General features: G+C 73.9%; 31 protein-coding genes. 26 read left to right on the top strand and 5 right to left on the bottom strand.

Annotated features, from left to right (window positions below; all coding sequences use genetic code 11):
• Positions 1-18 precede the first annotated feature (18 nt).
• The 5 genes from QWY28_RS11540 to QWY28_RS11520 all read left to right on the top strand — a co-directional run bounded on the left by QWY28_RS11540 (position 19) and on the right by QWY28_RS11520 (position 6332).
• Positions 19-1587: a methyl-accepting chemotaxis protein gene (locus QWY28_RS11540; protein ID WP_300952701.1), complete on the top strand. Its 1569-nt coding sequence runs from the start codon at positions 19-21 to the stop codon at positions 1585-1587.
• A 48-nt stretch (positions 1588-1635) separates the two neighbouring features.
• Positions 1636-3258: a methyl-accepting chemotaxis protein gene (locus tag QWY28_RS11535; RefSeq protein ID WP_300952700.1), complete on the top strand. Its 1623-nt coding sequence runs from the start codon at positions 1636-1638 to the stop codon at positions 3256-3258.
• 199 nt (positions 3259-3457) lie between these two features.
• Positions 3458-4312 (top strand): hypothetical protein, encoded by an 855-nt coding sequence (locus QWY28_RS11530; RefSeq protein ID WP_300952699.1) that lies wholly within the window; start codon positions 3458-3460, stop codon positions 4310-4312.
• Between the two features lie 80 nt (positions 4313-4392).
• Positions 4393-5499, top strand: coding sequence for a protein-glutamate methylesterase/protein-glutamine glutaminase (locus tag QWY28_RS11525; RefSeq protein WP_300952697.1), 1107 nt, complete (start codon positions 4393-4395; stop codon positions 5497-5499).
• On the top strand, positions 5496-6332 hold the full coding sequence (locus tag QWY28_RS11520; protein WP_300952696.1) for a CheR family methyltransferase: 837 nt from the start codon (positions 5496-5498) through the stop codon (positions 6330-6332). The genes QWY28_RS11525 and QWY28_RS11520 overlap by 4 nt, the downstream gene beginning before the upstream one ends.
• Before the next feature lie 175 nt (positions 6333-6507).
• Here the strand turns inward: QWY28_RS11520 and csrA are convergent, their stop codons facing one another.
• The 5 genes from csrA to QWY28_RS11495 are packed head-to-tail and all read right to left on the bottom strand — an operon-like array spanning position 6508 to position 9920.
• Positions 6508-6741 (bottom strand): carbon storage regulator CsrA, encoded by a 234-nt coding sequence (csrA, locus tag QWY28_RS11515; RefSeq protein WP_300952695.1) that lies wholly within the window; start codon positions 6739-6741, stop codon positions 6508-6510.
• A 9-nt stretch (positions 6742-6750) separates the two neighbouring features.
• On the bottom strand, positions 6751-7137 hold the full coding sequence (gene fliW / locus QWY28_RS11510) for a flagellar assembly protein FliW (protein WP_300952694.1): 387 nt from the start codon (positions 7135-7137) through the stop codon (positions 6751-6753).
• Between the two features lie 20 nt (positions 7138-7157).
• Complete coding sequence (gene flgL / locus QWY28_RS11505; protein ID WP_300952693.1) at positions 7158-8066, bottom strand: flagellar hook-associated protein FlgL; 909 nt, start codon at positions 8064-8066, stop codon at positions 7158-7160.
• Positions 8063-9442, bottom strand: a complete 1380-nt coding sequence (gene flgK, locus QWY28_RS11500; RefSeq protein ID WP_300952692.1) for a flagellar hook-associated protein FlgK — start codon at positions 9440-9442, stop codon at positions 8063-8065. Before flgK ends, flgL begins: the two co-directional genes overlap by 4 nt.
• Position 9443: 1 nt before the next feature.
• Entirely contained in the window at positions 9444-9920 is a 477-nt protein-coding gene (locus tag QWY28_RS11495; protein ID WP_300952691.1) for a flagellar protein FlgN, read from the bottom strand.
• Between the two features lie 290 nt (positions 9921-10210).
• Between QWY28_RS11495 and QWY28_RS11490 the strand changes: the two genes are divergently transcribed.
• The 21 genes from QWY28_RS11490 (at position 10211) to QWY28_RS11390 (ending at position 26373) form a co-directional block, all read left to right on the top strand.
• Positions 10211-11122 (top strand): sigma-70 family RNA polymerase sigma factor, encoded by a 912-nt coding sequence (locus QWY28_RS11490; RefSeq protein ID WP_300952690.1) that lies wholly within the window; start codon positions 10211-10213, stop codon positions 11120-11122.
• Positions 11123-11386: 264 nt separating this feature from the next.
• Positions 11387-12565 (top strand): flagellin N-terminal helical domain-containing protein, encoded by a 1179-nt coding sequence (locus QWY28_RS11485; RefSeq protein ID WP_300952689.1) that lies wholly within the window; start codon positions 11387-11389, stop codon positions 12563-12565.
• A gap of 127 nt (positions 12566-12692) precedes the next feature.
• The gene (fliD, locus tag QWY28_RS11480) at positions 12693-14015 is read left to right on the top strand and encodes a flagellar filament capping protein FliD (RefSeq protein WP_300952688.1); all 1323 of its coding nucleotides are present in this window, start codon (positions 12693-12695) and stop codon (positions 14013-14015) included.
• Positions 14016-14039: 24 nt separating this feature from the next.
• Positions 14040-14438, top strand: coding sequence for a flagellar export chaperone FliS (gene fliS / locus QWY28_RS11475; RefSeq protein ID WP_300952687.1), 399 nt, complete (start codon positions 14040-14042; stop codon positions 14436-14438).
• Entirely contained in the window at positions 14435-14791 is a 357-nt protein-coding gene (locus QWY28_RS11470; protein ID WP_300952686.1) for a hypothetical protein, read from the top strand. Before fliS ends, QWY28_RS11470 begins: the two co-directional genes overlap by 4 nt.
• Before the next feature lie 28 nt (positions 14792-14819).
• Positions 14820-15203: a response regulator gene (locus tag QWY28_RS11465; protein ID WP_300952685.1), complete on the top strand. Its 384-nt coding sequence runs from the start codon at positions 14820-14822 to the stop codon at positions 15201-15203.
• On the top strand, positions 15200-15661 hold the full coding sequence (locus tag QWY28_RS11460) for a chemotaxis protein CheX (RefSeq protein WP_300952684.1): 462 nt from the start codon (positions 15200-15202) through the stop codon (positions 15659-15661). The genes QWY28_RS11465 and QWY28_RS11460 overlap by 4 nt, the downstream gene beginning before the upstream one ends.
• Before the next feature lie 24 nt (positions 15662-15685).
• Entirely contained in the window at positions 15686-16057 is a 372-nt protein-coding gene (locus QWY28_RS11455; protein ID WP_300952983.1) for a response regulator, read from the top strand.
• Entirely contained in the window at positions 16054-16548 is a 495-nt protein-coding gene (locus QWY28_RS11450) for a hypothetical protein (protein WP_300952683.1), read from the top strand. The genes QWY28_RS11455 and QWY28_RS11450 overlap by 4 nt, the downstream gene beginning before the upstream one ends.
• Before the next feature lie 173 nt (positions 16549-16721).
• The gene (gene flgB / locus QWY28_RS11445) at positions 16722-17093 is read left to right on the top strand and encodes a flagellar basal body rod protein FlgB (RefSeq protein WP_300952682.1); all 372 of its coding nucleotides are present in this window, start codon (positions 16722-16724) and stop codon (positions 17091-17093) included.
• Positions 17093-17485, top strand: a complete 393-nt coding sequence (locus tag QWY28_RS11440; protein ID WP_300952681.1) for a flagellar basal body rod protein FlgC — start codon at positions 17093-17095, stop codon at positions 17483-17485. The genes flgB and QWY28_RS11440 overlap by 1 nt, the downstream gene beginning before the upstream one ends.
• Positions 17485-17823: a flagellar hook-basal body complex protein FliE gene (gene fliE, locus QWY28_RS11435; protein WP_300952680.1), complete on the top strand. Its 339-nt coding sequence runs from the start codon at positions 17485-17487 to the stop codon at positions 17821-17823. The genes QWY28_RS11440 and fliE overlap by 1 nt, the downstream gene beginning before the upstream one ends.
• Entirely contained in the window at positions 17823-19403 is a 1581-nt protein-coding gene (gene fliF / locus QWY28_RS11430; RefSeq protein WP_300952679.1) for a flagellar basal-body MS-ring/collar protein FliF, read from the top strand. Before fliE ends, fliF begins: the two co-directional genes overlap by 1 nt.
• The gene (gene fliG / locus QWY28_RS11425) at positions 19403-20416 is read left to right on the top strand and encodes a flagellar motor switch protein FliG (RefSeq protein WP_300952678.1); all 1014 of its coding nucleotides are present in this window, start codon (positions 19403-19405) and stop codon (positions 20414-20416) included. The genes fliF and fliG overlap by 1 nt, the downstream gene beginning before the upstream one ends.
• A complete protein-coding gene (locus QWY28_RS11420; RefSeq protein WP_300952677.1) occupies positions 20400-21095 on the top strand; it encodes a FliH/SctL family protein in 696 nt (231 codons plus the stop codon). The genes fliG and QWY28_RS11420 overlap by 17 nt, the downstream gene beginning before the upstream one ends.
• Complete coding sequence (locus tag QWY28_RS11415; protein ID WP_300952676.1) at positions 21092-22399, top strand: FliI/YscN family ATPase; 1308 nt, start codon at positions 21092-21094, stop codon at positions 22397-22399. Before QWY28_RS11420 ends, QWY28_RS11415 begins: the two co-directional genes overlap by 4 nt.
• Entirely contained in the window at positions 22396-22854 is a 459-nt protein-coding gene (locus QWY28_RS11410) for a flagellar FliJ family protein (RefSeq protein ID WP_300952675.1), read from the top strand. The genes QWY28_RS11415 and QWY28_RS11410 overlap by 4 nt, the downstream gene beginning before the upstream one ends.
• Entirely contained in the window at positions 22851-23801 is a 951-nt protein-coding gene (locus QWY28_RS11405) for a transglycosylase SLT domain-containing protein (RefSeq protein WP_300952674.1), read from the top strand. The genes QWY28_RS11410 and QWY28_RS11405 overlap by 4 nt, the downstream gene beginning before the upstream one ends.
• Positions 23798-25027, top strand: a complete 1230-nt coding sequence (locus QWY28_RS11400; RefSeq protein WP_300952673.1) for a flagellar hook-length control protein FliK — start codon at positions 23798-23800, stop codon at positions 25025-25027. Before QWY28_RS11405 ends, QWY28_RS11400 begins: the two co-directional genes overlap by 4 nt.
• A gap of 8 nt (positions 25028-25035) precedes the next feature.
• Complete coding sequence (locus QWY28_RS11395; RefSeq protein ID WP_300952672.1) at positions 25036-25515, top strand: flagellar hook assembly protein FlgD; 480 nt, start codon at positions 25036-25038, stop codon at positions 25513-25515.
• A gap of 63 nt (positions 25516-25578) precedes the next feature.
• Positions 25579-26373, top strand: a complete 795-nt coding sequence (locus tag QWY28_RS11390; RefSeq protein WP_300952671.1) for a flagellar hook-basal body complex protein — start codon at positions 25579-25581, stop codon at positions 26371-26373.
• Positions 26374-26458 lie beyond the last annotated feature (85 nt).

The following is a 26458-nucleotide window of genomic DNA, read 5'->3' as shown; positions in this document are numbered from 1 at the left end:
CCACCGGGAGAACCCATCATGAAGAACCTCGTCACCTGGTCGGTCGGGCGTCGCCTGGCCGCCATCGCCGGCATCGGCGTCACGACCGCCGTCGTCATCACCGGCGTCGCCGTCCACGGCCTCCAGCAGGTCGACGGGCTCAGCGAGGAGCTCGCGGCCCTCGAGGACACCCGGTCGGGCATGCACGCCATCGACACCCGCTCCAGCGAGCTGAAGTACGACGCGCTGAAGTCCCTCACCGCCGAGCGTCCGCAATCGGTCGCCAAGGACGTCGAGGACGACGTGGCCACGATGGAGGCCCTGGTCGCCTCGCTGCCGGCGACCACCGCCGAGGTCAGGCCCGAGCAGGTCGCGGCGTTCGGGGCGTCCCTCGACACCTACGGCCGTGACATCGCCCGGTTCGTGGACGGAGCCGTCGAGGACCAGGCCGCGATGCTCGCGCGGGTCGAGGAGATCCAGGAGGCGAACGACGCGGTCGACGACCTCCTCGGCTCGGCGATCGACGACCTCACCCTCGCCGCCGAGGCCAAGACGAACGAGGTCGACGACGCCCGCAGCGCGATGATGCTCCGGATCGTCCTGGTGGCCGTGCTCGGCATGCTCGTCCTCGGCGGGCTGGCGTTCCTCATCGCCCGCTCCATCACCCGGCCGCTGCGCCGGGGCATCGACGTGCTGCAGGCCCTCGCGGGCGGCGACCTGACGCGCCGCGTCGACGAGGTCTCCACCGCAGAGCTGGGCCAGCTCGAGCAGGCGCTGAACGCCTCGATCGGCTCCGTCGCCCAGATCGTGACGGCAGTGGGCGAGTCCGCCCAGGCCGTGGCCGGTGCGGCCGAGGAGCTCTCCGCCGGCTCGCAGCAGATCGCTGCGGGTGCGGAGGAGACGTCGGTGCAGGCGGGTGTGGTGTCGGGTGCTGCGGAGGAGGTGTCGCGGAACGTGTCGACGGTGGCGGCGGGTGCGGAGCAGATGGGTGCTTCGATCCGGGAGATCGCGCAGTCGGCGAACGAGGCTGCTCGGGTGGCGTCGCAGGCGGTGTCGACGGTGGAGCTGACGAACGAGACGGTGGCGAAGCTGGGGACGTCGAGCCAGGAGATCGGGAACGTGGTGAAGGTGATCACCTCGATCGCGGAGCAGACGAACCTGTTGGCGTTGAACGCGACGATCGAGGCGGCTCGTGCGGGTGAGGCGGGCAAGGGGTTCGCGGTGGTGGCGAACGAGGTGAAGGAGCTGGCGCAGGAGACGGCGCGGGCGACCGAGGACATCGCTCGTCGGGTGGAGGCGATCCAGGGTGACACCGGTGGTGCGGTGGAGGCGATCGGTGAGATCGCGTCGATCATCACCTCGATCAACGACTACCAGCTGACGATCGCCTCGGCGGTGGAGGAGCAGACGGCGACGACGAACGAGATGTCGCGCAACGTGGCGGAGGCTGCGACGGGTGGCAACGAGATCGCCAGCAACATCGCCGGCGTGGCCGCCGGCGCCGAGTCCACCACCCAGGCGGTGTCCCAGGCGCACGCCGCCGTGAGCGAGATCGCCCAGCTCGCCGGCGCGCTGCGGGACGAGGTCTCGCGCTTCACCGTCCGCTGACCGGGACCTCCCACCGAATCCCCTCGCCCCCCTGACAGGAGCACCCGCATGACCAGCACGCCCGTGACCCGCCGCTCCCCGGTGCAGCGGTTCGCCGACCTTCCCATCCGCGTCAAGATCCTCGCCGCCGTCACGGTCGCCGCCTTGGTGGCCACCGTGGTCGGGGTCAACGGGATCCGCTCGCTGGGGTCGACCACCGACGACGCCCGCGAGCTCTACGCGGAGAACCTGGTCGGCGTCGACACCGCCGCCGACATGCAGATCGCGATCGGGGACATGCGGCTGCGCGCCCGGGACACGATCATCAAGACATCCCGGGCCGACAAGCAGGCCGCACTCGAGGAGCTCGCGGCGGCGTACGACGAGCTGCGCACGGCTATCGAGGCGTACGACGCCACCGGGGTCGACGCCGAGCTGCGACCGGCCTTCGAGGACCTCGCGACCGCCTCGGAGGAGTACATCGAGATCCAGACGACCGACATGGCCGCGCTGGCGCTGGCCGGTCGGGTCGAGGCCTGGTCGGCCGTGAACGAGCGGCGGGTCAGCCCCCTGACCGACCGGATGGGCGGGGCGGTCGAGTCGCTCCTGCAGCACGAGCGGTCCTCCGGGGCGGACGCGGTCGCGGCCGTCGAGGACTCCTACGCCTCCACTCGCACGACCATGGTCGTCGTGCTGCTCCTCGGCGTGGCGCTCGCGCTCGCGCTGGGGTGGGCCGTCGCCCGGGGCGTGGCTCGCAACACCAGCCGCGTGAAGGCGGTCATCGACGCCGTGGCCGCGGGCGACCTGACCCGCCGCGCGGAGGTGTCGAGCCGCGACGAGCTCGGCCAGATGGCGACCGGGATGGACGCCGCGACAGCCAAGCTGCGCGAGCTGATGGCCTCGATCAGCGGGTCGGCCGACGCGGTCGCGGCCGCCTCGGAGCAGCTGTCGGCCTCCGCGCAGCAGATCGCTGCGGGTGCGGAGGAGACGTCGGTGCAGGCGGGTGTGGTGTCGGGTGCTGCGGAGGAGGTGTCGCGGAACGTGTCGACGGTGGCGGCGGGTGCGGAGCAGATGGGTGCTTCGATCCGGGAGATCGCGCAGTCGGCGAACGAGGCTGCTCGGGTGGCGTCGCAGGCGGTGTCGACGGTGGAGCTGACGAACGAGACGGTGGCGAAGCTGGGGACGTCGAGCCAGGAGATCGGGAACGTGGTGAAGGTGATCACCTCGATCGCGGAGCAGACGAACCTGTTGGCGTTGAACGCGACGATCGAGGCGGCTCGTGCGGGTGAGGCGGGCAAGGGGTTCGCGGTGGTGGCGAACGAGGTGAAGGAGCTGGCGCAGGAGACGGCGCGGGCGACCGAGGACATCGCTCGTCGGGTGGAGGCGATCCAGGGTGACACCGGTGGTGCGGTGGAGGCGATCGGTGAGATCGCGTCGATCATCACCTCGATCAACGACTACCAGCTGACGATCGCCTCGGCGGTGGAGGAGCAGACGGCGACGACGAACGAGATGTCGCGCAACGTGGCGGAGGCTGCGACGGGTGGCAACGAGATCGCCAGCAACATCGCCGGCGTCTCCCAGGCGGCGGTCTCGACGACCGAGGCGATGAACCAGTCCCGCGTGGCCGTCGACGAGCTCTCCCGCATGGCCGCCGAGCTCCGGGGGTCGGTGGCCTACTTCAAGGCCTGAGCAGCGGCAGGCCCGCTCCGCCAGCGGAACGGGGCACGAGCACGGGCCGGCCGGACCATGGGGTCCGGCCGGCCGCGGTGCGTTCCTGCGGCCCGTGCGTCTGTGCGGCCCGTGCCCCGCGTGGGACGTGGCCGTCCGAGGCTCGCAGGTACGGGTACCGGGGCGCTCGAGGACGTCGGCGTGACGAGGAGGCGGAGAGGTGCCGTACACCCTGGTGGGCATGTCGGCGCTCGGCTTCGACCTGGTCCGACTGCCGGGCGGGGCTCGCGCCGCGGCGGTCCTGCGCACGGCGCTGACGTGCACCGGGACCGACCTCGCCGCGCTCGCCGAACAGCACCCCGGCGACCCGGCGCGTGCCCGGTGGGCCGGGGCCGTGCCGGTCCCGGCCGGACGCACGCGCACCGCCGGCGAGCTCGCCCGGGACGGGATCGCGCTGCGCAGTCTGGAGACGTCCCTGCTCGGCGACGCCGCTGCGCTCGAGCGGTTCCTGCGCCACGACGCGCTCGAGCGGACCTGGGTGCGCAGCGGCGACCTCGCGGTCCAGGACCCGGCGGCGTCCGAGGCCGCCGACGTGCTCGCCGACGCCGCGCTCGCCTGCTACCTCGAGGAGGACCTGGCCCCGCAGCAACGGCGCTCGATGGTGACGGCGCTGCTCCGATCGGGCGTCACCATCCGCGACCACACGGTCGCGGTCGGGCTGCCGGTGGTCGATGACGTCCTCGGCGCCCTCGCATCGAGCGACGACGCCGCGCGGCGCGCTTGGCGCGAGGTGGTCGACCGCCACCGGTCACGGCCCGCGCTGTGGGCGCCGGCCATGCACCGCGCCACCTGGGTGCTCACCGTCACCGACCGGCTCCGGGTCGCCGCCGACGCCCAGCTCGCCGCGGCCGTCGCCTTCGGGCGCGGCGGCCTGACCGAGCGCGACGCGGCGTACGGCGTCTGGAACGCGGTGTCGGGCACGGTGCAGGCGCTCGCCGCCGTCGACCTGCTCGACGAAGCGGACGCCGAGGTGCTGCTCGGACCCTGGCAGGACGTGGAGCGCGCGATCCGCTAGCGACCTCAGGTCCGCACGCCGGCTGCCGATGGTGGGGCGGACCCGCCGACGGCCGGACCGGGCAAAGGAGCGGTGGCAACGTGATCAAGGTGCTGGTCGTCGACGACTCCGTCGTGATCCGCCGGCTGGTGAGCGACCTGCTGGCCGCCGATCCCGACATCGAGGTCGTCGGCACCGCCGTCAACGGCCGCGCCGGCGTCGAGAAGGTGGCCGCGCTCGGTCCCGACCTGGTCACCATGGACATCGAGATGCCAGAGGTCGACGGCATCGAGGCGGTGCGCCGCATCCGCGCCACCGGCAACAGGGTGCCGGTCATCATGTTCAGCACCCTCACCGAGCGGGGCGCCGTCGCGACGCTCGACGCCCTCGCCGCGGGCGCGTCGGACTACGTCGCCAAGCCGGCGAACGTCGGCAGCGTGGGCCGGTCCATGGAACAGGTCCGCGACGCCCTCATCCCGCGCATCAAGTCGCTGGTGCCGCACCACCGTGCCGCCCGCCTCGGCGCCACCGCGCCTCCCGTGGTCCCGACGCGCGAGGCCCCTCCGACCGCCCTGCGGCCGCCGCGGCCGGCGCCGGTCGGTGGGCACCGCGTGGTCCTCGTGGGGAGCTCGACCGGCGGTCCCGAGGCGCTGGGAGCGCTGCTCGCGGCGCTGCCCCCGTTGCCGGTGCCCGTGGTGGTCGTCCAGCACATGCCCCCGCTGTTCACCCGGCAGCTCGCGGCGCGGCTCGACCGCAACGTCGCGGCGCGCGTGGTGGAGGCCGAGCACGGCCAGCCGCTGCTGCCGGGGACGGTGACCATCGCCCCCGGGGACCAGCACCTCCACGTGACCGGCCGGCCCGGCCGGCTGACGGCGAGGCTCTCGCAGGAGCCGCCCGAGAACTACTGCCGCCCGGCGGTCGACGTGCTGTTCCGGTCGGCCGTCGAGGCGGTCGGGGGAGCGGCCCTCGGCGTCGTCCTGACGGGCATGGGCCAGGACGGCTGCCGCGGCGCCCAGCTCCTCGTCGACGCCGGCGGGAGCGTGCTCGCCCAGGACCAGGCCAGCTCCGTGGTGTGGGGCATGCCGGGCGCGATCGCGGGTGCCGGCCTCGCCGAGCAGGTCCTGCCCCTCACCGACATCGCCCCCGAGCTGGTGCGCAGGCTCTCGCCCCGGCGCGCCGCCGTCCCCGCCGCAGGAGCCCACCGATGAGCATCAGTCCCCGCACCTTCACCTTCGTCGCCGATCTGGTCCGCGCCGAGAGCGCGATCGTGCTGCCCGCGGGCAAGGAGTACCTCGTGGAGTCGCGGCTGCTGCCGCTGGCTCGCGCGGGCGGCCACGCGGACGTCGACGCCTACGTCGCCGACCTCGAGCGGCGGCGTACGGCGTCGGCGGTGCGGGCGGTGGTCGAGGCGCTCACCACCAACGAGACGTCGTGGTTCCGCGACTCCGAGCCGTTCACCGCGCTGCAGCAGCTGGTGCTCCCCGAGCTGGCCGGGCGTCGTCCCGGCCGGCCGATCCGGGTGTGGTGCGCGGCGTGCTCCAGCGGCCAGGAGCCCTACAGCGTGTCCATGGTCGTGCAGGACAGCCCGGCGGTCGCCGGGCACCGCGTCGAGATCGTCGCCACCGACCTGTCCGAGGAGATGGTGCAGCGCGCGCGGACGGGGGAGTACTCCCAGCTGGAGGTCAACCGCGGGCTCCCGGCGACGACGCTGGTGCGGTACTTCCAGCGGGCCGGCGTCGGGTGGCGGGTGGACCCGCAGATCGCGGCGCGGGTGAGCTTCCGGACCCTGAACCTGGTGCGCCCGTTCCCGCCGATGGGGACCTTCGACGTGGTCATGCTGCGCAACGTGCTCATCTACTTCGACCTGGCGACCAAGCGCGACATCCTGCGCCGGGTCCGGCAGGTGCTCGCGCCCGACGGCTACCTGTTCCTCGGCGCAGCGGAGATGACCACGGGCGTCGACGACGCCTGGGAGCGGGTCCCCGCCGGGCGGTCCTCGATCTACCGGCCGCGTCCGGTGGTCCGCAGCGGCGTCGCCTGACCAGCGGGGACGCCGTCCTGCTGGTTGAGCAGGCGAGCGCCAGCGAGCCGTGTCGAGACCCGGTGACTGGGGTTGCGTTCCTGCGACGGTTGCGGGGGTTTCGACCCGCTCAGGCCTGGGGGCCTTCGCTGCTCAACCAGCGGGGCGGCTCCGCTGCGCAACCAGCGGAGCGGGGTCAGCGCCGCCCGCGCAGCTGCTCGGCGAGCGCCGAGACGGTCTCGTCGGCGGGCGAGGCGGCGGCCTTGTTGCTCGACTCGAGCTCCGCGAGCAGCTCGGCACGGTTGACCGACACCGAGCGGGGCGCGTCGATGCCGATCCGGACGACGTCACCTCGGACGTCGAGGACGGTGACGGTCACGGAGTCGCCGATGACGACGCTCTCGCCGACCCGACGGCTCAGAACCAGCACGGCAGCAGGCTACGCGACGAGCGGGGTGGTCACGGACAGGGCGGCGTCGTCGAGGATCACCTGGCAGGCGCGACGCGTGCTGGTGTTGAGCACCAGCGGTGCGCGCAGGTTGGCGGTGGTCTCCTGCAGCGAGCCGCCCGGCGTGAGCACAAGGAGCACCACGACCTCCTCGGCGGAGGTGATCGCGAGGTCCGCGACGGTCGCGTCGTCGACGACTGGGGCGTAGTCGGGGAAGAACGGCGCCGGCGGCGCCACGAGGAAGCGCAGGTCGGGGTCCTCGAGCGAGCGCAGCGCGCACAGCACGCCGTCCTCGTCGAGCTCGACGAGGGTGAAGCGGCGCTCGCCGGGGAAGCCCGGCAGGGGGTGCACCATCTCGATCACCGGGATGTCGGACATGTCAGCAGCCTCCCACGGGCTCAGCGGAGGAAGTCGAGCAGGCTGGGCTGGGTCGCCCGGGCCGTGGCGCCGAGGGCCGCCTGGTAGGCGACCTCCTGGAGCTTGAGGTCGACGAGGGCACGGGGCAGGTCGACGTTCTCGACGTCGGATAGCCGCGTGGTCAGCGCCAGCTGCGCGTCCCCGGTCGCGACGACCGCCCGGTCCACCTGGGCCTGGCGGGCGCCGATCACCGCCTGGGACGAACCGATCCTGTCCAGGTGTGCGGCGAGCTCGGTCAGGGCGGCGTCCATGCCGGCCGGGTCGCCGCCGATGACCGCGGTCGAGGCCGCCTCCAGCGTGGCGAAGAGCGAGTCCTGCCCCGACCCGAAGACCTCGGGACCGGCGAGGTCGACGCGGACCGTGACGTCGGTGCCGACCTGGCGCGAGACCACTCCGGGGGTGCCCACCCACGTGCCGGCCGGCACGGCGGGATCGCTTCCGTCCGTGTAGGCCTTGCCTCCGGCGGTGATGCCACCGAAGACCGGCCGCTCGAGGTACCGGGTGTTGGCCGCGGAGAGCAGGCTCTCGCGCAGCTGGTCGATCTCGGTGGCCAGCGCCTCGCGGGCCGCCGGGCCGCTCGCGGCGTTGGCGCCCTGGAGCACCAGCTCGCGGGCACGCCGCACCTGGGTCGTCATGCTGCCCAGCGTCGTGTCGATGAGGGCCAGCCGCCCCTCGGCATCATCGGCGTTGCGCGCGTGCTGCGCCGCCTGAGTCAGCGAGGAGCGGATGCGCATCGCGTTGGTCGTGTCGGTGGGGGAGTCCGAGGGCCGGTTGAGCACCCGCCCCGTGGTGAGCTGCTCCTGGACGCTCGCCAGCCGGCCGAGGCCCGCCTGCAGGGACCGGAGCGAGCTGTTCGCGAGCATGGTCTGGGTGACCCGGAACGTCGTCATCGGGTCACTCCCGTGCGGTTGATGAGGGTGTCGATGACCGCGTCGACGGTGGAGATCACTCGGGCGGCCGCCTCGTAGGCGCGCTGCGCGGCGACCAGGTTGAGCGTCTCCTCGTCCAGGTTCACGCCGGTCAGCTGCTCGCGCGAGCCGTCGACCTGGGCGGTGACCAGGCGCTGGGTGCTCGCCAGCCGTGTGGCGGACTGGACGCTGCTGCCGAAGCCGTTGACCAGACGCTGGTACGCCGAGGCCGCGCCGGCCACCTCGCGGCCGACGGCCGTGGCGTTCGAGCCGTCGAAGGTGCCGGCCAACCGGGCGACCCCGAGCTGCTCGGGGGAGGTGAGGGCGACGGCGAGGCTCGAGGCGGGGGCGTCGACGTCGTAGGCGAAGTAGTCCAGGCCGGTGCTGCCGTCGAGGCCGTGGCCGGCCCGGTGGGCGGTGTTCACGGCGTCGGCGAGCGTGACCGCCATGGCGTCCAGCCCCGCGAGGTGCTGCGGCAGGGTCGTGGTGACCAGCTCGGCGACAGCGCCCAGCTCGCCGCCCCAGGACGACGTCGGGACCGGGGTCGTGGTGGACCCGAGGGTGATCGCGAAGCTCAGCGGCGCCCCGCCGGTGCTGCCGGCGACGGCCACGGTGCCGGCGGTGCTCCCGGCGACGAGGGGGACCCCGTCGACCGACACGTCCATGCCGCCGTCGGGGCGGACCTTCGCCTGGCCGCCGGTCAGCGTGGAGAGCCGGTCCGCGAGCTGGTCGCGCCGGTCGAGCAGGTCGTTGGTGTCGGTGCCGTCCAGCTGCGCCGCGGCGAGGCTGCGGTTGACCTCCGCCAGGCCGGCCGCGGTCGTGCCGATCTCCGCCGCGAGGTCGGCGGCGTGCTCGACCTGGTCGGCGATCTCGGTCGTGACGTTCGCGGCCTGGACGTGGATCGCGTCGGCGAGCGTCGCGCCGGCGGCGAGCACCGCGCTGCGCGAGGCCTCGCGCTCGGGATGGTTGCCGAGGTCCTCCCAGGCCGCGGCGAAGTCGTCGAGCGCCGCGGCCACGCCGTTGGCGCCCGGCTCCCCGATGCCGCTCTCGACCCGGTCGAGCACCGCGACGCGGGTGTCGAGGAAGGCCTGCTTGCCGTGCTCGCGTCGCGCGCGCTGGTCGAGGAACGGGTCGACCATCCGGTCCAGGCTGCCCAGGGCGACCCCGCCCGCGGTGTCGTCGGAGCGTGACCACACGGCGGCCTGCACGCTGGCGCCGGTCGAGACGGCGTCGGCCCGGCGACGTACGTAGCCGTCGGTGGTGACGTTGGCGATGTTGTTCGCTGCGACGTCCATCGCGATGCGCTGGTAGCGGAGCGCGGAGAGCCCGGTGTTGAAGGAGGCGAAGGTCCCGGCCACGTCAGAAAGTCCTGTCCACGAGGGCCGGCCCGGCCACCTGGGTGACCGCGGTGCCGTCGGCGTCGTAGCTCGACGTCGTGCCACCGATCGCGAGCAACGTCTCGCGCGCGGACCGGTGCCCCGCGCTGAGCAGGTCGCGGTTGCTGTCGGCCAGGGCGGTGATCTCCCGGGTCATGGCGGTCAGGGCGTCGCGGTGCTCGACGAGGATCGTGCGCCACGGCTCGGGGCTGGCGTCGACCAGCTGGTGCAGCGTGGGCGCGGGCTCGAGGCCGAGCCGCTCGGCGACCTGGTCGGCCTCGGTGGCGCGCAGCACCTCAGCGGTCCGCAGCTGCTCGAGCACGGACTCCACGTCCTTTGCGGCCCGCATGAGCCACGTCGTGCGGCCGCTGGCGAGGACCAGCTGCTCGACCTCCAGGTGGTACTGCAGGGTCTCCAGCAGCTCGCGCTCGTGCCACAGGGTGGCGGACAGGTTCTCCATGGCCCCTCACGCCCGTCGGCCCTCGGCCGGCCGGGCCCACTCGTTCGTCCGGGAGCTCGCCCGACCGCTGCCGGGAGCGGCTGCCCGCTGACGGCCGACCCATCGGCCCGGCCGAACCGGTCCTGAGCCCTTTCCGGAGAAACCCTCCCTCGTGCCACTGCTGGCCGGTCGCTCGCGGATAGTCCGTTCGGACTACTCGGGGGCCGTCGGCACCACCCGTCTCGGCCATTAATGTGAAACACGCGCTGAACTGCATCCGAGCGGGCGATCGGTATGGGGGAATCCTCCCCGTGACCCCCCCGATCACGCCCCCCACCCCTGTCCACGAGCCCCTCGGACCGTCGGCCGCGCACACCCTCGCGCTCACGACCGCCGAGGCCGACCAGCTCGCCGTCGACCACGTGCCGCTGGTGGCTCACGTCGTCCGCGAGACCCTGTCGCGCGTCCCGTCGCATGTGAACGGCGACGACCTGCGCTCCGCCGGTCTCGCCGCGCTCGTGCAGGCGTCCCGGTCCTTCGACCCCGCCCGCGGCGTGCCTTTCGGCAGCTACGCCACCTCCCGGATCCGTGGTGCGATCCTCGACGAGCTGCGCTCGGTCGACTGGGCGTCGCGCTCCGTGCGCCGCCGCAGCCGGGAGATCGAGGACGCGCGGACCCGCCTGGCGGCCACGATGGGCCGGCTCCCCGACAACGCGGCCGTCGCTGCGGCCCTCGGCCTCGACGTGGCGGAAGTACAGCGCTCGGACGACGACGTCGCCCGCGCGAGCGTGCTGTCCCTCGACGCCGGTCCGGACGGGTCCGACGGCTCTGTGGCTGACTCGGTCGGCTCGACCGAGCCAGGCCCCGAGGCGTCGCTGCTCGTCGCCGAGCGGCTGCAGTACCTCCAGGAGGCGATCACCGAGCTGCCCGAGCGGCTGCGCGCGGTGGTCACCGGCTACTTCCTCGACGAGCGGCCGATGGCCGAGCTCGCCGAGGAGCTCGGCGTGACCGAGTCGCGGATCTCGCAGATCCGCGCCGAGGCGCTCGTGCTGCTGCGCGACGCCCTCAACGCCGCGCTCGACCCCGACCGGCTCCAGCCGCACCCGAAGCCGAACGGGTGTGTCGCGCGCCGCCGCGACGCCTACGTCGCCGCCGTCGCCGAGCGGCACGCCGCCGCCCGGTCCGTCCGCGCGACCATGCCGGTGCTCGACACCTCCGCCTGACGCAGCACTCCTTCTCCTCCGTTCCGCCGCACGCCGCGGCCGGCCCTCGTGCCGGCCGCGGCGTGGTCGTCTGCGTTCCGCTCAGGTCCGGTGCCCGGGTGCCGATGGAGGCGGCGGTCCGGCTGCGTCCTCGTGCACTCGCGGGGAGGTCGCCGAACTTTCCCCCCACGAATCGCTCATCCGGCAGCGCCGGATGCCGATCCATCGTCCGACGGAGCCCACGGACGGGCTCCAGCAGGTCGACTCACCCAGGAAGGAACCACCATGAGTCTCCGCATCAACCAGAACATCGACGCCTTCAACTCCTACCGCAACCTGTCGGTCACCCAGGGCCAGATGTCGAAGTCCCTCGAGAAGCTGTCCTCCGGCTTCCGCATCAACCGCGCCGCCGACGACGCCGCCGGCCTCGCGATCTCCGAGGGCCTGCGCTCGCAGGTCGGTGGCCTCAAGGTCGCCTCGCGCAACGCCCAGGACGGCATCTCGGTCGTCCAGACCGCGGAAGGCGCCCTCACCGAGGTCCACTCGGTCCTGCAGCGCCTGCGCGACCTGGCCGTCCAGGGCTCGAACGACAGCAACAACGCCGAGGCCCGCGCGAACATCAAGACCGAGGCGGACAGCCTGGTCAAGGAGCTCGGCCGGATCGGCAAGTCCACCAACTTCAACGGCACCGAGCTGCTCGACGGCTCCGCCGGGACGATGCACTTCCAGGTCGGCGCCGACGGCGACGCCAACAGCCGCATCTCCGTCGACCTCTCGGGCGCGAACGTCAAGTCCATCGCCGACACGCTCAGCGCGCCGGCGACCGGCGCGACGATGGACGTCGTCACGCCGACCGCAGTCACGGGCGCGATGACGTTCACGACCCGCAGCACGGTCGGGACGAGCAACGTCGACACGACCGTCACGACCGCGAACCTCGGTGCGGCGGGCACGTACAAGACGGTCGGGGCGCTGGCGGACGCGCTCAACAAGGACGCGAACTTCTCCAAGACCCTGAACGCGTCGGTCAGCAAGGACAACCAGCTCGTCGTCACGGCCAAGGACGGCGCGGCTGTGTACGGCGGCAACACCGCCGGCACGCACGCCGCCGCCGGCACCGGTGCCGCGGTCTCCGCCGCGGTCGTCGCCGGCCCCGGCACCGGCCTCGACTTCAGCACGGCCGACGCCTCGCAGGCTTCGATCAAGACCATCGAGGCACAGATCAGCAAGGTGTCGACCGCTCGCGCCGGCCTGGGTGCCATGCAGAACCGCCTCGAGCACACCATCAACAACCTCAACGTCGCCGTGGAGAACCTCTCGGCCTCCGAGAGCCGGATCCGCGACACCGACATGGCGCAGGAGATGATGAGCTTCACCCGCTCGCAGATCCTGTCGCAGGCCGGCACCGCGATGCTCGCCCAGGCCAACCAGGCCCCGCAGGGCGTGCTCTCGCTGCTCCGCTGATCCCGGCTCCGCCCGCGGCGTCCTCGCCGCGGGCGGAGCTCCAGCTCGCGTCCCGGCGGGGTGGCCACCCCACCGCCCCCGGGGACGCGCACCACCTCGGGCGACACCACTCACGGAGGACAGGCAGATGGCCAGCGTCAGTGGGCTGGGCGGGTTCGACTCCGCCAGCCTCGTCGACCAGCTCATGGCGCTGGAGAAGCTGCCGCAGCAGCGGCTCCAGAGCCGCGCCTCGAGCGAGCAGCTCCAGCTCAATTCGCTGCAGACGCTCAACTCCAAGGTCGCCTCGCTCGCCACCAGGGCCGCAGCCGCGGCCGACCTCGCCACCTGGGGCGGCCTCGCCGCTACGTCCACCGACGCCAAGGTCGGGGTGTCGGCCGGTGCCACCGCGTCGCCCGGATCGTTGACCATCAAGGTCGAGAAGACCGCGCTGAGCCACCAGCTCGGCTTCACAAGCACGGCCGCCCGCACCGATGCCGTCGTCGCCGGCGGCACGCAGGTGACGCTCGACCGCCTCGACGGCACCACGACGACGATCGATACCAAGGACGGGACCCTTCAGGGCCTCGCCGACGCGCTCAACGACCCCGCGAACAAGACCGGCGTCCGCGCCAGCCTGGTGAGCACGGCGGGTGGCTTCCGGCTGCTCGTCGAGTCGACGACCACCGGCAGGGCCTCCGACTTCGGCCTCACGAATGCCGACGGCTCCGCGCTGCTCGGCGGCGCCACGGCGCGCGCCGGTCAGGACGCCGAGCTCGGCCTCGGCGCGGGGATCACGGTCACCTCGCCCACCAACACCTTCACCGACCTGGTCCCCGGGGTGACGGTCACCGTCGCCGCGGGCTCGGCCGGCACCACCAGCGAGGTCACGGTCTCGCGCGACGAGGCCGGCGCCCTCAAGCTGGTCAAGGACCTCGTCGACAGCCTCAACTCCGTGCTCACCGAGATGAGCAGCCTGACGGCGTACGGCACGGGGACCGCCGGCACCGGCAAGGGGATGCTCGCCGGCGACTCGACGGTCCGCTCGGTCCAGGCCGAGCTGCGGGCCACGATCTTCGGCAGCGGGAACGAGTCGCTCTCGGCGTACGGCATCGAGATCGACCGCACCGGTGCGTTCAAGCTGGACGAGGATGCCTTCAAGAAGACGTACGCCGCCGACCCGGCCGGCACGGCGGCGAGCATCAGCGGCGGCTTCGCGGCGCGGGTCGAGGCGGCCGCCGACGCCGCCAGCAACAAGGACACCGGCCTGCTCACCGCAGCCGTCACCGGCCGCAAGGCCGGCATCGAGCGGCTCAACGACAGCGTCGAGGCGTGGGACCTGCGGCTGGAGCTGCGGCGCACCGCCCTCAGCCGCCAGTTCACCGCGCTGGAGACGGCGCTCAGCACGATGAACAGCCAGTCCACCTGGCTCGCCGGCCAGATCTCCGCCCTCGGCTCGTCCTCGAACAGCTGACCCGGTCCCGACGAAAGGCCCCTCATGCTCAACGCACGTGACACCTACCTCGGCGCCTCTGTGTCCACCGCGGACCCCGCGCGGCTCCTCGTCATGCTCCTCGACCGGCTCGTCCTCGACGTCACCCGCGGCCTGGACGCGCAGCGACGCGGCGTGCTCGACGAGGCGAACGGGCAGCTGCTGCACGCCCAGGACATCGTGCTGGAGCTGCAGTCGAGCCTCCGGCTCGACGTCTGGGACGGCGCGGCGGGCCTCGCCGCGCTCTACGACTACCTCCGCCGGCGGCTGGTCGCGGCGAACACGAGCCGCGACACGACGATCACCGAGGAGTGCCTGGGCCTGGTCACCGACCTCGCCGCGACCTGGCGCGAGGCGGCCATGCAGTCGGCGCAGTCCGCGCCGGCCGTGGCCGCGGCCGGATGACCCCCGAGCCGGTCGACCGCGGCGGGCTGCCTGTCACCGCCGACGTCGACCGGGAGGCGTGGGAGGTCGCCCTCGACCGGCTGGAGCTCGACCTGGTCCGCCTGGAGCGCTCGCTCGGCTTGGGTGACCGGGTCGTCGAGGCGGACCCCTGGGAGGTGCCGGCGAGGTACGGGCCGCTGCCACCCGAGCTCCGCGAGCGTGCCGAGGACCTCGTCACCCGCCAGCACGCGGTGATCGAGGCGCTGCGCCACCGGATGGCGGTGACGCTGCGCCAGCGGGCCGCCGTCGAGAGCATCGGCCGGACCTCCGCACCGACCGAGCCGCGCGCCGCCTACATCGACCTGACCGCCTGATCCGACCGCCGACGTACTGGAGCACCGCATGCAAGCGCTGATCATCGACGACTCCCGTGCGATGCGCTCGATCCTGCGCCGGATCGTGACCGGCCTCGGGTGGACGACGGCCGAGGCCGGCGACGGGCAGGAGGCCCTGGACCTGCTGGAGGGCGGCCTGGCGCCGGACCTGTGCCTCATCGACTGGAACATGCCGGTCATGAACGGTTACACCTTCGTCCAGCGGGTCCGTGCCGAGCAGCGCTGGCGCGACGTCACGCTGATGATGGTGACCACCGAGAGCGAGCACGGGCAGATCGTGCGCGCCCTGGCCGCGGGCGCCCACGAGTACGTCATCAAGCCGTTCACCGCGGAGGCCATCGTCGAGAAGCTCGGCCTCCTCGGTCTGCTGGACCAGGAGGTCCCCGCATGAGCATCCTCGCGCCGTCCGCGCTCGACCTCGAGGCCCTCGTCACCGACATGTGGGCGTCCTTCGTCGGCGCCCCGGAGCTGCTGCTGCCGGCCGGCCCGCCCGCCGACGACGCGGTGCTGTGGTCCGCGACGGTGACCGTGACGGGGGAGTGGCGCGGCATGGTCAGCGTCGACCTCGCCGAGGCCGCCGTCCTCGGGGTCACCCGCGGCATGCTCGGCTTCGGCGACGACGAGGAGCCTGACGCCGCCTCGTGCACCGACGCGGTCGGCGAGCTCGTCAACGTCGTCGGCGGCAACGTCAAGAGCCTGATGCCCGGCCCCAGCACCCTCTCGCTGCCGGTCGTCTCCCGCGGTGCGGTCGAGGTCCCCTCCGAGATGGAGGAGGCCAGCGTCCTGCACCTCACCTGGTGCGAGGCCCCGGTCCGCGTGCGGGTCCTCACCACCACCACGTCGTCCTGATCGACCCACCCTGGAGCAGTGACCATGAAGATCCTCGTCGTCGACGACAGCCGCGTGATGCGTCAGATCGTCATCCGCACCCTGCGGCAGGCCGGGCACGGCGGTCACGACATCGTCGAGGCCGAGAACGGCCGCCAGGCCGTCGAGCTGGTGCAGACGGAGGCGCCCGACCTCGTGCTCTCGGACTGGAACATGCCGGAGATGACCGGAATCGACGCCCTGCTCACACTCCGCGGCGCCGGCAGCGCCGTGCCGTTCGGATTCGTCACCTCCGAGGGCTCTGAGGAGATGCGCGCCCGCGCCCAGCAGGCGGGCGCGGCGTTCCTCATCGCCAAGCCCTTCACGCCCGAGGCCTTCGACGAGGCGCTCTCCGGGGTCGGGTTGGTCGCCTCGTGACCCTCGGGACGGTCGAGACGCACCTGCCCGGGCCCAAGGAGGTCCGCGACCTGCTGAGCGGGCTGCTCGGCCGCGAGGTGCAGCTGCGCACCGCGCCGCCCCTGGTCGTCAGCCGCAAGCGTCCCGCGAGCGTGGGGGTGTACGTCGACGCGCGGCTGGTCGTCCGCGCCGTCGTCGTCTGCGACCTGCCGCTCTCGGCGTACGCCGCGGCCGCGATCGCCCTGCTGCCGCCGCCGGCCACGGAGGCCTCGCTGGAGGCCGGCGGTCTCGACGAGACGCTCGCGGAGAACCTCCACGAGGTGCTCAACGTCGCGGCGTCGATGTTCAACGTGCCGGACGCGCCGCACCTGAAGCTGCACGCGCTGCACCCGGCCGGCCTGCCGCTCCCCGGCGAGGTGCACGGGCGCACGCTCACCCTGGGCCGCCGCGAGGACCTCGCGGTCGACGTGGCGGGCTACGGCAGCGGCCGGCTCTCGGTCGTCCTCACCTGAGCGGCAGCCCGAGCCGCAGCCCCAGCCGCGGACGGCCCCGAGGCCCGCGTCACACGCGCGTCCTCGACTTCTCCTCAGGTCGCGCCTGCGGCGGCCGATGGGGAGGGCGAGCACGGATCGCTCATCCCCCCACGCCGACGGATTGGCACTGGCACACCTGAGGAAGGACGGCCGTGCCTCTTTCGCCCGTCGGCCACGACGCGGTCTCGACCGTGCTCGGCACCACCCTGGACGGACTGTCGCTGCGGCGCGACGTGATCGCTGACAACATCGCGAACGTCGACACCCCCGGCTTCCGGGCCAGCACCGTCGACTTCGAGACCGCGCTGCGTGCGTCGGTGCTCTCCGGCGACGCGGGCTCCCTGGAGCGCGGGACGGCGCTCGGCGTCACCGCGACGGCGACCCCGGTCGGCGCCGACGGGAACAACGTCGACCTGCGGCACGAGGCGATGGCCGCCATGCAGACCCAGTACCAGTACCAGGTGATGACGCGGGCGATGAGCGACCGCTTCGACCTGGTCAAGACGGCGGCGGGTGCCTCCTGATGGGCGCCTACGACACCCTGCACATCGCCGGCTCCAGCCTCGGCATGCACCAGACCTGGCTGGACGCGCTGGCCCACAACATCGCCAACGTCAACACGGTCGTCCCCACCGACCAGGACGCCTTCCAGGCGCAGATGGTCGTCGCCGGTGCGGACCCCGCGGGCGGCGTCGACGTGCGCGGCATCGTGCTCGGCGATCCCGAGGGCCTGCTCGAGCACGACCCGGGCAACCCGCTGGCGGACGAGGACGGCTACGTCCGTGCGCCGGCCACCGACCTCGCGAGCCAGATGTCGCAGCTGATCATCGCCCAGCGCGGCTACCAGGCGTCGGTCCAGACGACGAAGTACGCCCAGGACGCCTACACCAGCGCGCTGCAGATCGGGGCCCGCTGATGAGCGTCGCCGGCATCGAGGGCTTCGTGCCGCTCGACCTCACCCAGGTCCGCTCCACCGACCCGACCACGTCGGTCGTCGACGCCCGCGGGCCCCAGGGCCCCGACGCGGCCGACGGGCCGTCGTTCTCCAGCTTCCTCGTCGACGGCCTCGACCGGCTCGACGGCGTGCAGCGCACCGCCGACAACCTCGCGGTGCAGGCCGCGACCGGTGACCTCCAGAACATCCACGACTACACGATCGCCGCCTCCGAGGCGGCGGTGACCACGCAGGTCACGGTGGCCGTGCGGAACAAGGCGGTCGAGGCGTTCACCGAGATCATGCGGATGCAGGTCTGATGAAGCAGAACCTCACCCGCTTCCTCCAGCGCGCCCAGCAGGGCTTCGCCGCCTTCACCACCGGCCAGAAGGTCGTCGCCGTGGTCGGCACGCTCGCCGTGCTGCTCGGGGCGTTCCTGGTCTTCCAGTGGGCGGCCCGGCCCAGCATGGCGCCGCTCTACTCCGACCTGTCCTCGACCGACGCGAGCGCCGTGGTCGAGCAGCTCGAGGCGCAGGGGACGCCGTACGAGCTCGCCGGCGACGGCACCACGATCATGGTGCCCCGCGACGTCGTCCGCGCCACCCGCATCGACATGTCCGGGGAGGGGCTGCCCAGCGGCTCGGAGGGCGGCTACTCGCTGCTCGACGACCAGGGCCTGACCACCTCGGACTTCAAGGAGCGCACCGACTACAAGCGGGCCATGGAGGGCGAGCTCTCCGCGACGATCGAGTCCATCGACGGGGTCGAGACGGCCCTCGTCCACCTCGCGATCCCCGAGAAGCAGGTCTTCGAGGAGGAGCAGGCGCCCACCACGGCGTCGGTCCTCGTCGGCACCCGCACCGGCTCGACGCTCGACCCGGGCCAGGTGCAGGCGGTCGTCAACCTCGTCGCCTCCAGCATCGACGGCCTCGAGCCCGAGCAGGTGACCGTCGCCGACGCCACCGGCAAGGTGCTCTCCACGCCCGGCGGCGTCGCCGGCGCGGACGGGACGGCGCGGGCGCAGATGGTCTCCGACGTCCAGGAGGAGTACCGCGCCCGGCTCCAGTCGATGCTCGACCGGGTCGTCGGCGTGGGCAACTCCACCGTCCAGGTCAGCGCCGAGCTGGACTTCGACAAGTCGGTCAGCGAGGTCGTGCAGTACGACTCCGAGGCCGACGCCCTGCCGTTGTCCTCCAGCCGGAGCACCGAGAGCTACGACGGGGCGGCGGCCGACGGCGTGACCGGCGTCGTCGGCCCGGACGGGCAGATGGACCCCGCGGCGGGTGCCGGCGGCGACGGCAGCGGCAGCTACCGCAAGAACGAGACCACCCTCGACAACGCGGTGGGCTCGCGCAGCGAGCGCCGGGAGTCCACGCCCGGGGCGATCGAGCGGCTGAGCATCGGTGTCGTGGTCGACCCGATGACGGCCCAGCAGGCCAACGAGACCGACGTCCGCGACCTGGTGATGGGCACGGCGGGCATCAGCCGCAAGCGGGGCGACACCATCTCGGTGGCGTTCCTGCCCTTCGACCGCAGCGCCGAGGAGGCGGCCGCGGCCGCGTTGGAGGAGGCGGAGGCCGAGGAGGCCGCCGCCCGCCGCAACGCGCTGATCCGCAACGCCGCGATCGGCCTGCTGGTCATCGGCGCCCTGGTGTTCCTCGCCTTCCGCAGCCGCCGACGCGCCCGCCAGCGCGAGGAGGAGACGACGTACATCGTCGAGCAGCTGCGCGAGCGCCGACAGGCCCAGGCGGCGCTCGAGCCGTCGCCGGCCCTGCTCGCCCTCGAGGAGTCCGAGGCCAGCCGCGCCGACGACCTGCGCGACGAGCTGACCGAGCTCATCGAGCGCCAGCCCGACGACGTCGCCGCGCTGCTGCGCGGCTGGCTCTCGGAGCGTCCCTGATGACCACGACGTTGAACGGGCTCGGCGCCCGCAAGGCGGCCGTCCTGCTGATCCAGGTCGGCAAGGAGAAGGCCGCGCAGGTCCTCGCCCAGCTCAGCGAGCCCGAGGTGGAGGCGATCTCGGTCGAGATCGCCCGCCTGGACTCGATCAGCAGCGCCGAGGGCGAGGCGGTCATGGAGGAGTTCCGCGACCTGATGACGGCGCGGGCCCACGTCGCCCAGGGCGGCCTGGGGTACGCCCAGAAGCTGCTGGAGGAGTCGCTCGGCGCCGAGCGCGCGGCGGAGATCATGGAGCGGCTCAACGCCGCCGCCGTGCAGATGCCCTTCCAGTTCCTCCACGCCGCCGACCCCGCCCAGCTGCGCTCGTTCATCATCGACGAGCACCCGCAGGTGATCGCGCTCGTGCTCGCCCACCTGACGGCCGACAAGGCCTCGATGCTGCTGGCGAGCCTCGAGCCGGACAAGCAGGCCGACGTGGCCCACCGGATCGCGGTCATGGACCGCACCTCGCCCGAGATCGTCCAGGCCGTCGAGGCGACCCTGGAGCGCAAGCTCTCCTCGATGCTGCAGCCGACCACCGTCTCGCGGGTCGGTGGCGTGGACCCGCTGGTCAACATCATCAACCGCTCCGACCGGGCCACCGAGCGGCAGATCGTCGAGGGCCTGGAGGCGCTCGACGCCGAGCTGGCCGACGAGGTGCGCAGCCGGATGTTCATGTTCGAGGACGTCGTGACGCTCGACGACCGCTCCGTGCAGCAGGTCCTGCGGCAGGTCGACGGCTCGCAGCTGGCGCTGGCGCTCAAGGGCGTCGCGCCGGCGGTGCGGGACAAGATCACCAGCAACATGTCCGAGCGGGCGTCCGCGACCCTCGTCGAGGACATCGAGCTGCTCGGCGCGGTCCGCCTCGCCCAGGTCGAGGAGGCCCAGCAGGCCGTCATCCGCACCATCCGCGACCTCGAGGAGCAGGGCCAGATCATGGTCCGGCGAGGGGGCGACGATGAGTTCGTCGAGTGAGGCCCCGGTGCTGCGCGGGGCGGAGGCCTCGGCCGTCCGCGCCGCCAGCACCCCCGAGCTGCGCACCGGCGCCTGGACCCGGTTCGGTGCCGGGTCGGTGCTCGGTGACCGGGTCACGGAGGAGACGCTCAGCGGGCTGGCCGAGACGGCCCGCCGCGCCGCGCAGTCCCAGGGGTACGCCGTCGGCTGGGCCGAGGGACGTCGCGAGGCCGCGGAGGTGGCCCGGGAGGCGGCATCGCGCCGCGAGGCCGACCGGGCCGCGGAGGACCAGCGGCGCGAGGCCGAGCACCAGCAGGTGCTCGCCGGCCTGCGCCGCGCCGCCGCCGAGCTCGCCGCTCGCGCGGCGGTGGTCGAGGAGCTCGTGCACGCGCAGGCCGTCGACCTGGCCCGCGAGCTGACCGAGGCCCTCGTCGGCCACGAGCTGCGGTCCTCCCCGGACCGGGCCGACGACGTCGTACGACGCGTGCTGGCCGAGCGCCCGGACGACCGCCCCGTCGTCGCCCGGCTCCACCCCGGCCTGCTCGACCCCGCGGCGACCGCCGAGCTCGCCGCCGCGGGCGTCCACGTCGTCGAGGACCCGACCCTCGAGCCGGACGACGCGATGGTGGAGGTCGACGCGAGCGTGGTCGACCTGCGGGTGCGCCGACGCCTCGAGCGGGTCCGCGAGGTGCTGTCGTGACGGCCGCGGCCCTGGCCGGGCTGCGCGAGCCGGCGCTCGCGGCCACCCGGCCCGAGGTGCTCGGCCGGGTCGACGAGATGCTCGGCCTGCACCTGCGCGTGACCGGCCTGCGGGCAGCGGTCGGCGACCTCGTCGAAGTGCTCGGCCCGCAGCCCCTGCTGGCCGAGGTCGGGGCGAGCAGCACCGACGGGCTCACCTGCCTGCCCCTCGGCGACACGCGCGGCCTCGGCGTCGGTGCGGTCGTCCGGCACACCGGCGGCCCGCTGCGGATCCGGGTGGGGGAGCAGCTGACCGGCCGCGTCCTGGACGGCCTCGGCCGCCCGATCGACGGTGGCCCCGACCTCCGGGGCCTGCCCGAGGTGACCGTCGACCAGGACGCACCCGACGCGCTCTCGCGACCCCGGATCGACCAGCAGCTGCGGCTCGGGGTGCGCGCGCTCGACGCGCTCGTGCCCTGCGGCCGTGGCCAGCGGCTCGGCATCATGGCCGGCTCCGGCGTCGGCAAGTCCAGCCTGCTCTCGATGATCGCCCGCGGCACGGACGCGGAGGTCTCGGTGATCGCGCTCGTCGGCGAGCGTGGCCGCGAGGTGCGGGAGTTCCTCGAGAACGACCTCGGTCCCGAGGGCCTGGCCCGCTCCGTCGTGGTCGTCTCGACCTCCGACGCCCCGCCGGTCGAGCGGCTGCGCGCGGCGTTCGTCGCGACCCGGATCGCGGAGTGGTTCCGCGACGCCGGCCGCCACGTGGTGCTGATGATGGACAGCCTCACCCGCGTGGCGATGGCCCAGCGCGAGATCGGCCTGTCGGCGGGGGAGCCCCCGGCGACCCGCGGCTACCCGCCCAGCGTCTTCGGGCTGCTGCCGCGGCTGCTCGAGCGCGCCGGCACCTCGCCGTCCGGCTCGATCACCGGTCTCTACACCGTCCTCGTCGAGGGCGACGACCTCCAGGACCCCGTCGGCGACACGGCCCGGTCGATCCTCGACGGCCACGTCGTGCTCTCCCGGCGGCTCGCCACCTCCGGGCACTTCCCGAGCATCGACGTGCTCGAGTCGATCTCCCGCGTCACCTCCGCGGTGACCTCGGCCGACCACCAGGCCGACGCGACCCGACTGCGCCGCATGCTCGCCGCCCACCGCGACGTCAAGGAGCTGGTCGAGATCGGTGCCTACGTCGCCGGCACCGACCCCGACGCCGACGCCGCCATCGCCCGGTCCGGCCGGATCGACACGTTCCTGCGCCAGTCCATGTCGGAGAGCACCCCGCTCGAGAACACCCGGCGGGCCCTCCACGACCTGGTGGCGCCGTGAGCAGCCGCGACCGGGGCCTGCGCGCGGTCGCGCGGGTCCGCGAGGTCCGGGAGCGCGACAGCCGGCTGGGCCTCCAGCGAGCCGCGCAGGAGCAGCGGGAGCACGCCGCCGCGCTCGCCACTCTGCAGGCCGAGCTCGCGGCGCGGGCCGAGGACCCCGCGGCCGCCGACGCCGCGACGTACGTCGCCCGGCGCGCGAGCCTGCAGTCCCTCGGCGCGGCCGTCGGCGGCGCCCGCGGGCGGCTCGACTCCGCCGAGGTCGTCCGCGCCGCAGCCGACGCGCACTGGCAGGTCGACCACACCCGGCTCTCCGCGGTCGAGGGCCTGCTCGAGGGCCGGGCCGACGCGCGCCGGGCCGAGGCCCTTCGCGAGGAGGCCAAGGAGCTCGACGACGCCGCCGGTCGCCAGTGGCTGCGCCGCGCGGTCGCCACGCGACGGACCGAGGAGGAGCGATGAGCGTCACCGCGGTCACGAGCCGCGTGGCGGAGATCCAGGGCGTCCTGTCCCAGCTCGGCGCCCCTCGCGCGCCGGGCTCGGCGCTCGCCGCCGGCTCCTTCCGCACGGCGATGGACGGCGCGCTCGCGACCGCCCTCGCCCCTGCCGGCGCGCCCGCGGCGGCTGCCTCGCCGGGCGGCGCGCGCGTGGTGGCCGAGGCCGAGAAGTACCTCGGCGTCCCCTACGTCTGGGGCGGCACCGACCCGGCGAACGGCCTGGACTGCTCCGGCCTGGTGCAGCTCGTCTACCGCAACCTCGGCATCGACCTGCCCCGCGTGTCCCGCGACCAGGCGCAGGCCGGGCGGCCGGTGGCCTCGCTCGCGGAGGCCCAGCCCGGCGACCTCCTGGCGTTCAACTCCCCGGTCAGCCACATCGCGATCTACGTCGGCGACGGCAAGATGATCGAGGCGCCGCGGCCGGGACTGTCGGTGCGGGTCACCGAGGTCAGCGGGGACCTCACGGCCATCCGTCGCGTGCTCCCCGAGTCGGCGCCCACCGTCTCGGGACGGGCCTCGGCGCCGGTCTCGGCCGTGCCGTACGCCGACCTGTTCAACCGCGCCGCCGCGACGTACGGCGTCGACGCGGGGCTGCTGGCGGCGATCGCGAAGCAGGAGTCCGGCTACCGCCCCGACGCGGTGAGCCCGGTCGGCGCCCAGGGCCTCATGCAGCTGATGCCGGCGACCGCCCGCGGCCTGGGCGTCAGCGACAGCTTCGACCCGGCCCAGGCCGTCGACGGCGCCGCCCGCCTGGTGCGCGACCTGCTCGACCGGTTCGGCCGCACCGACCTCGCGCTCGCGGCGTACAACGCCGGGCCCGGGGCGGTGCTGCGGTACGGCGGCATCCCGCCCTACCCCGAGACCCAGAACTACGTCAGGTCCGTCCTGGCGACCGTGGGAGGAACCCCGTGAGCACCACGACCGCGCTCCCGAGCTCGACGCCGGCGGCCCCGGGCCCCGCGCCGGTGGTCCCCGCCGTCGGCGGTCGGACGGGCGCCGAGGCCGGGACGGGCGAGGGCGGGTTCACCGCCCTGCTCGCCGCGCTCGTCGCGAGCGGCGACGCGTCACCCACCGGCGGTACGCCGCCGGGCGCTCCGCCCGCCGCCGCGGCCGAGGAGGGCTCGGCGGGCCCGGCGGGCTCGGCGGAGGAGCGAGCAGGGGAGGGCGGGGAGCCCGTCGTTGACCCCGCCCTGGCCGCGCTCCAGGCCGCGCTGGTCCTGCCGCCCCCGGTCGTCGAACCCTCCTCGGCGCCCCTGGGTGCTCCGTCGATGGTCGCGTCCGTGGTTGGGTCGGGTGTGCCCGGGGCCGGCGGCGTCACCGAGGTGCCCGCGGACGAGCCCGGCGGCGAGCCCTCGCTCGCAGCGGGCCGGGTCCCGGCCGCACCGCCCGCGTCCCGGGCGGCCGAGGAGCCGTGGCCCGTCGAAGGCACGGCGCCGGGCACCGCGGAGGTCCCCGCGCAGCACCCGGCGACCGGCGAGCGCGACGGGGCGGTCCCGCCCGCGAGCCGGGCCGGCGAGGGAGCTGCTCCGGTGGCCGCCACCTCGGCGCCCGCGGCCCCCACGGGGCTGTCCGCGGCGGTGGCCCCGCAGGCCCCGGCGGCGCCCGCGGCCACCGGCGACACCGGCGTCGCGTCACCCCCGGCCCCGGTCAGCCGCCAGCTGGCCGACACGGTCCAGCAGCTCGCCCGCGCCGGCGAGGGGACCCACCGGATGACGCTGCGCCTGGACCCAGGCTCCCTCGGCGAGGTGCGCGTCCACCTGGTCGTGCGCGACGGCGGCCTGCAGGTCCACCTCGCCGCCGGCCACGAGGCGCTGCAGGCCCTGGGCGAGGGCTCCGCGGAGCTGCTCCGCCTGCTGCAGACCTCCGGCCCCGCCGACGTCCGGGTGACCGTGCGTGACCTTGCGGGCGGCGGCGAGCAGCAGGCCGGCCAGCAGACGGGCCAGCAGACCGGCCAGCAGATGGGCCAGCAGACGGGCGGGGCCGCCGCGGGCGGCGAGGACCGCCCCGACCGCCAGGCGCCCCAGGACGCGTCCGCCCACCCGGCGGCACCGACCACGACCGAGCGGACCGGGACACCCCGGACCGTGCCGCACGACCCGGCCGGGTGGACGTCCTCGCGCGTCGACCTGGCCCTGTGAGGAGACCGATGAGCATCACCCCGACCGAGGGCGTCACCCCGACCTCCGTCTTCGCCCCGCAGCCGTCGGCGAGCACGGGCTCGACCGCCGACAAGGACATGTTCCTGCAGCTGATGGTGGCGCAGATGAAGTACCAGGACCCGATGAACCCCACGGACTCCTCGCAGTTCCTCTCCCAGACCGCGCAGTTCACCGCGCTGGAGAAGATGCAGGAGGTCGCCGACCAGACCGCCCTCCTGCTCGGTGCCTCCCTCGCCTTCGGCGCCAGCGGCATGGTCGGCCGCGCGGTGACCTACGGGCGCGAGGACGGCACGACCGCCACCGGCACCGTCACCGGCGTGACGTTCGGGGCCGGCGGCCCGGTGCTCGACGTGGACGGCGCCGAGGTCCCGCTGGCCCTCGTCCAGCAGGTCCGCGACGCCGCCCCCACCGCCGCCCTCACCGACGTGCCCGCCGACGTACCGCTCCCTGCTGCACCCACCGACTGACCGCTCGCCCCGCACCACCCCCCGGCACCACCCCCAGCACCACCCCCCGAAAGGAACACCACCGTGCTGCGCTCACTCTTCGCTGGCATCAGCGGCCTCCGCGTCAACCAGACGATGCTCGACGTCACCGGCAACAACATCGCCAACGCCAACACCACCGGCTTCAAGGCGAGCACCACCGTCTTCCAGGACACCCTGAGCCAGATGCTCACCGGCGCCTCCGGCCCGAACGCCGAGCGCGGCGGCACCAACCCCATCCAGGTCGGCCTCGGCGTCCAGCTCGCCGCCACCGCCACGAACCTCGGCCAGGGCTCGGCCCAGACGACCGGCCGCACCACCGACGTGATGATCTCCGGCGACGGGTTCTTCGTGGTCGAGTCCGGCGGCGAGCGCCTCTACACCCGCGCCGGCGCCTTCGCGCTCGACCGGGACGGCAACCTGGTCACCTCCTCCGGCGCCCGTGTCATCGGGGTCGACGGCAACCCGATCCGGATCGACCCGGCCCAGGAGCTGGAGTCGATGAGCATCGGCAGCGACGGCACGCTGACCGGCATCGTCAACGGCGTGGGCACCCCGCTCGGCCAGCTGGCGGTCGCGACGTTCACCAACCCGATGGGCCTGGAGAAGGTCGGCGAGACGTCCTTCCGCCAGTCGGCCAACTCCGGCGCCGCGGAGCTCGGCGCGCCGGGCGCTGCCGGACGCGGCGACATCATGGCCGGCGCCCTGGAGATGTCCAACGTCGACCTGGCCGCCGAGTTCACCAACCTGATCCTCGCCCAGCGTGGCTTCCAGGCCAGCTCGCGCGTGATCACGACCTCCGATTCGGTCCTGGAGGACCTGGTCAACCTCAAGCGCTGATCGCCCGGCGCTGAGCCCCGGTAGACGCTGACCGGCCGGGGGGGGGGGGGGCGGGGGGGGGGCGTGGGGCCCCCCCCCGCCCGGG

The organism is Nocardioides oceani (assembly GCF_030412965.1).
GTDB lineage: Bacteria > Actinomycetota > Actinomycetes > Propionibacteriales > Nocardioidaceae > Nocardioides > Nocardioides oceani.
This window is presented reverse-complemented; position numbering and strand designations above follow the sequence as displayed.

Excerpts from the sequence above, each read along its gene's own strand:
- QWY28_RS11540 (WP_300952701.1), top strand. The coding sequence starts at position 19 with ATGAAGAACCTCGTCACCTGGTCGGTCGGGCGTCGCCTGGCCGCCATC.
- QWY28_RS11535 (WP_300952700.1), top strand. The coding sequence starts at position 1,636 with ATGACCAGCACGCCCGTGACCCGCCGCTCCCCGGTGCAGCGGTTCGCC.
- QWY28_RS11520 (WP_300952696.1), top strand. The coding sequence starts at position 5,496 with ATGAGCATCAGTCCCCGCACCTTCACCTTCGTCGCCGATCTGGTCCGC.
- fliW (WP_300952694.1), bottom strand. The coding sequence starts at position 7,137 with ATGTCCGACATCCCGGTGATCGAGATGGTGCACCCCCTGCCGGGCTTC.
- flgL (WP_300952693.1), bottom strand. The coding sequence starts at position 8,066 with ATGACGACGTTCCGGGTCACCCAGACCATGCTCGCGAACAGCTCGCTC.
- QWY28_RS11495 (WP_300952691.1), bottom strand. The coding sequence starts at position 9,920 with ATGGAGAACCTGTCCGCCACCCTGTGGCACGAGCGCGAGCTGCTGGAG.
- QWY28_RS11485 (WP_300952689.1), top strand. The coding sequence starts at position 11,387 with ATGAGTCTCCGCATCAACCAGAACATCGACGCCTTCAACTCCTACCGC.
- fliD (WP_300952688.1), top strand. The coding sequence starts at position 12,693 with ATGGCCAGCGTCAGTGGGCTGGGCGGGTTCGACTCCGCCAGCCTCGTC.
- fliS (WP_300952687.1), top strand. The coding sequence starts at position 14,040 with ATGCTCAACGCACGTGACACCTACCTCGGCGCCTCTGTGTCCACCGCG.
- QWY28_RS11470 (WP_300952686.1), top strand. The coding sequence starts at position 14,435 with ATGACCCCCGAGCCGGTCGACCGCGGCGGGCTGCCTGTCACCGCCGAC.
- QWY28_RS11465 (WP_300952685.1), top strand. The coding sequence starts at position 14,820 with ATGCAAGCGCTGATCATCGACGACTCCCGTGCGATGCGCTCGATCCTG.
- QWY28_RS11460 (WP_300952684.1), top strand. The coding sequence starts at position 15,200 with ATGAGCATCCTCGCGCCGTCCGCGCTCGACCTCGAGGCCCTCGTCACC.
- QWY28_RS11455 (WP_300952983.1), top strand. The coding sequence starts at position 15,686 with ATGAAGATCCTCGTCGTCGACGACAGCCGCGTGATGCGTCAGATCGTC.
- QWY28_RS11440 (WP_300952681.1), top strand. The coding sequence starts at position 17,093 with ATGGGCGCCTACGACACCCTGCACATCGCCGGCTCCAGCCTCGGCATG.
- fliE (WP_300952680.1), top strand. The coding sequence starts at position 17,485 with ATGAGCGTCGCCGGCATCGAGGGCTTCGTGCCGCTCGACCTCACCCAG.
- fliF (WP_300952679.1), top strand. The coding sequence starts at position 17,823 with ATGAAGCAGAACCTCACCCGCTTCCTCCAGCGCGCCCAGCAGGGCTTC.
- fliG (WP_300952678.1), top strand. The coding sequence starts at position 19,403 with ATGACCACGACGTTGAACGGGCTCGGCGCCCGCAAGGCGGCCGTCCTG.
- QWY28_RS11420 (WP_300952677.1), top strand. The coding sequence starts at position 20,400 with ATGAGTTCGTCGAGTGAGGCCCCGGTGCTGCGCGGGGCGGAGGCCTCG.
- QWY28_RS11405 (WP_300952674.1), top strand. The coding sequence starts at position 22,851 with ATGAGCGTCACCGCGGTCACGAGCCGCGTGGCGGAGATCCAGGGCGTC.
- QWY28_RS11395 (WP_300952672.1), top strand. The coding sequence starts at position 25,036 with ATGAGCATCACCCCGACCGAGGGCGTCACCCCGACCTCCGTCTTCGCC.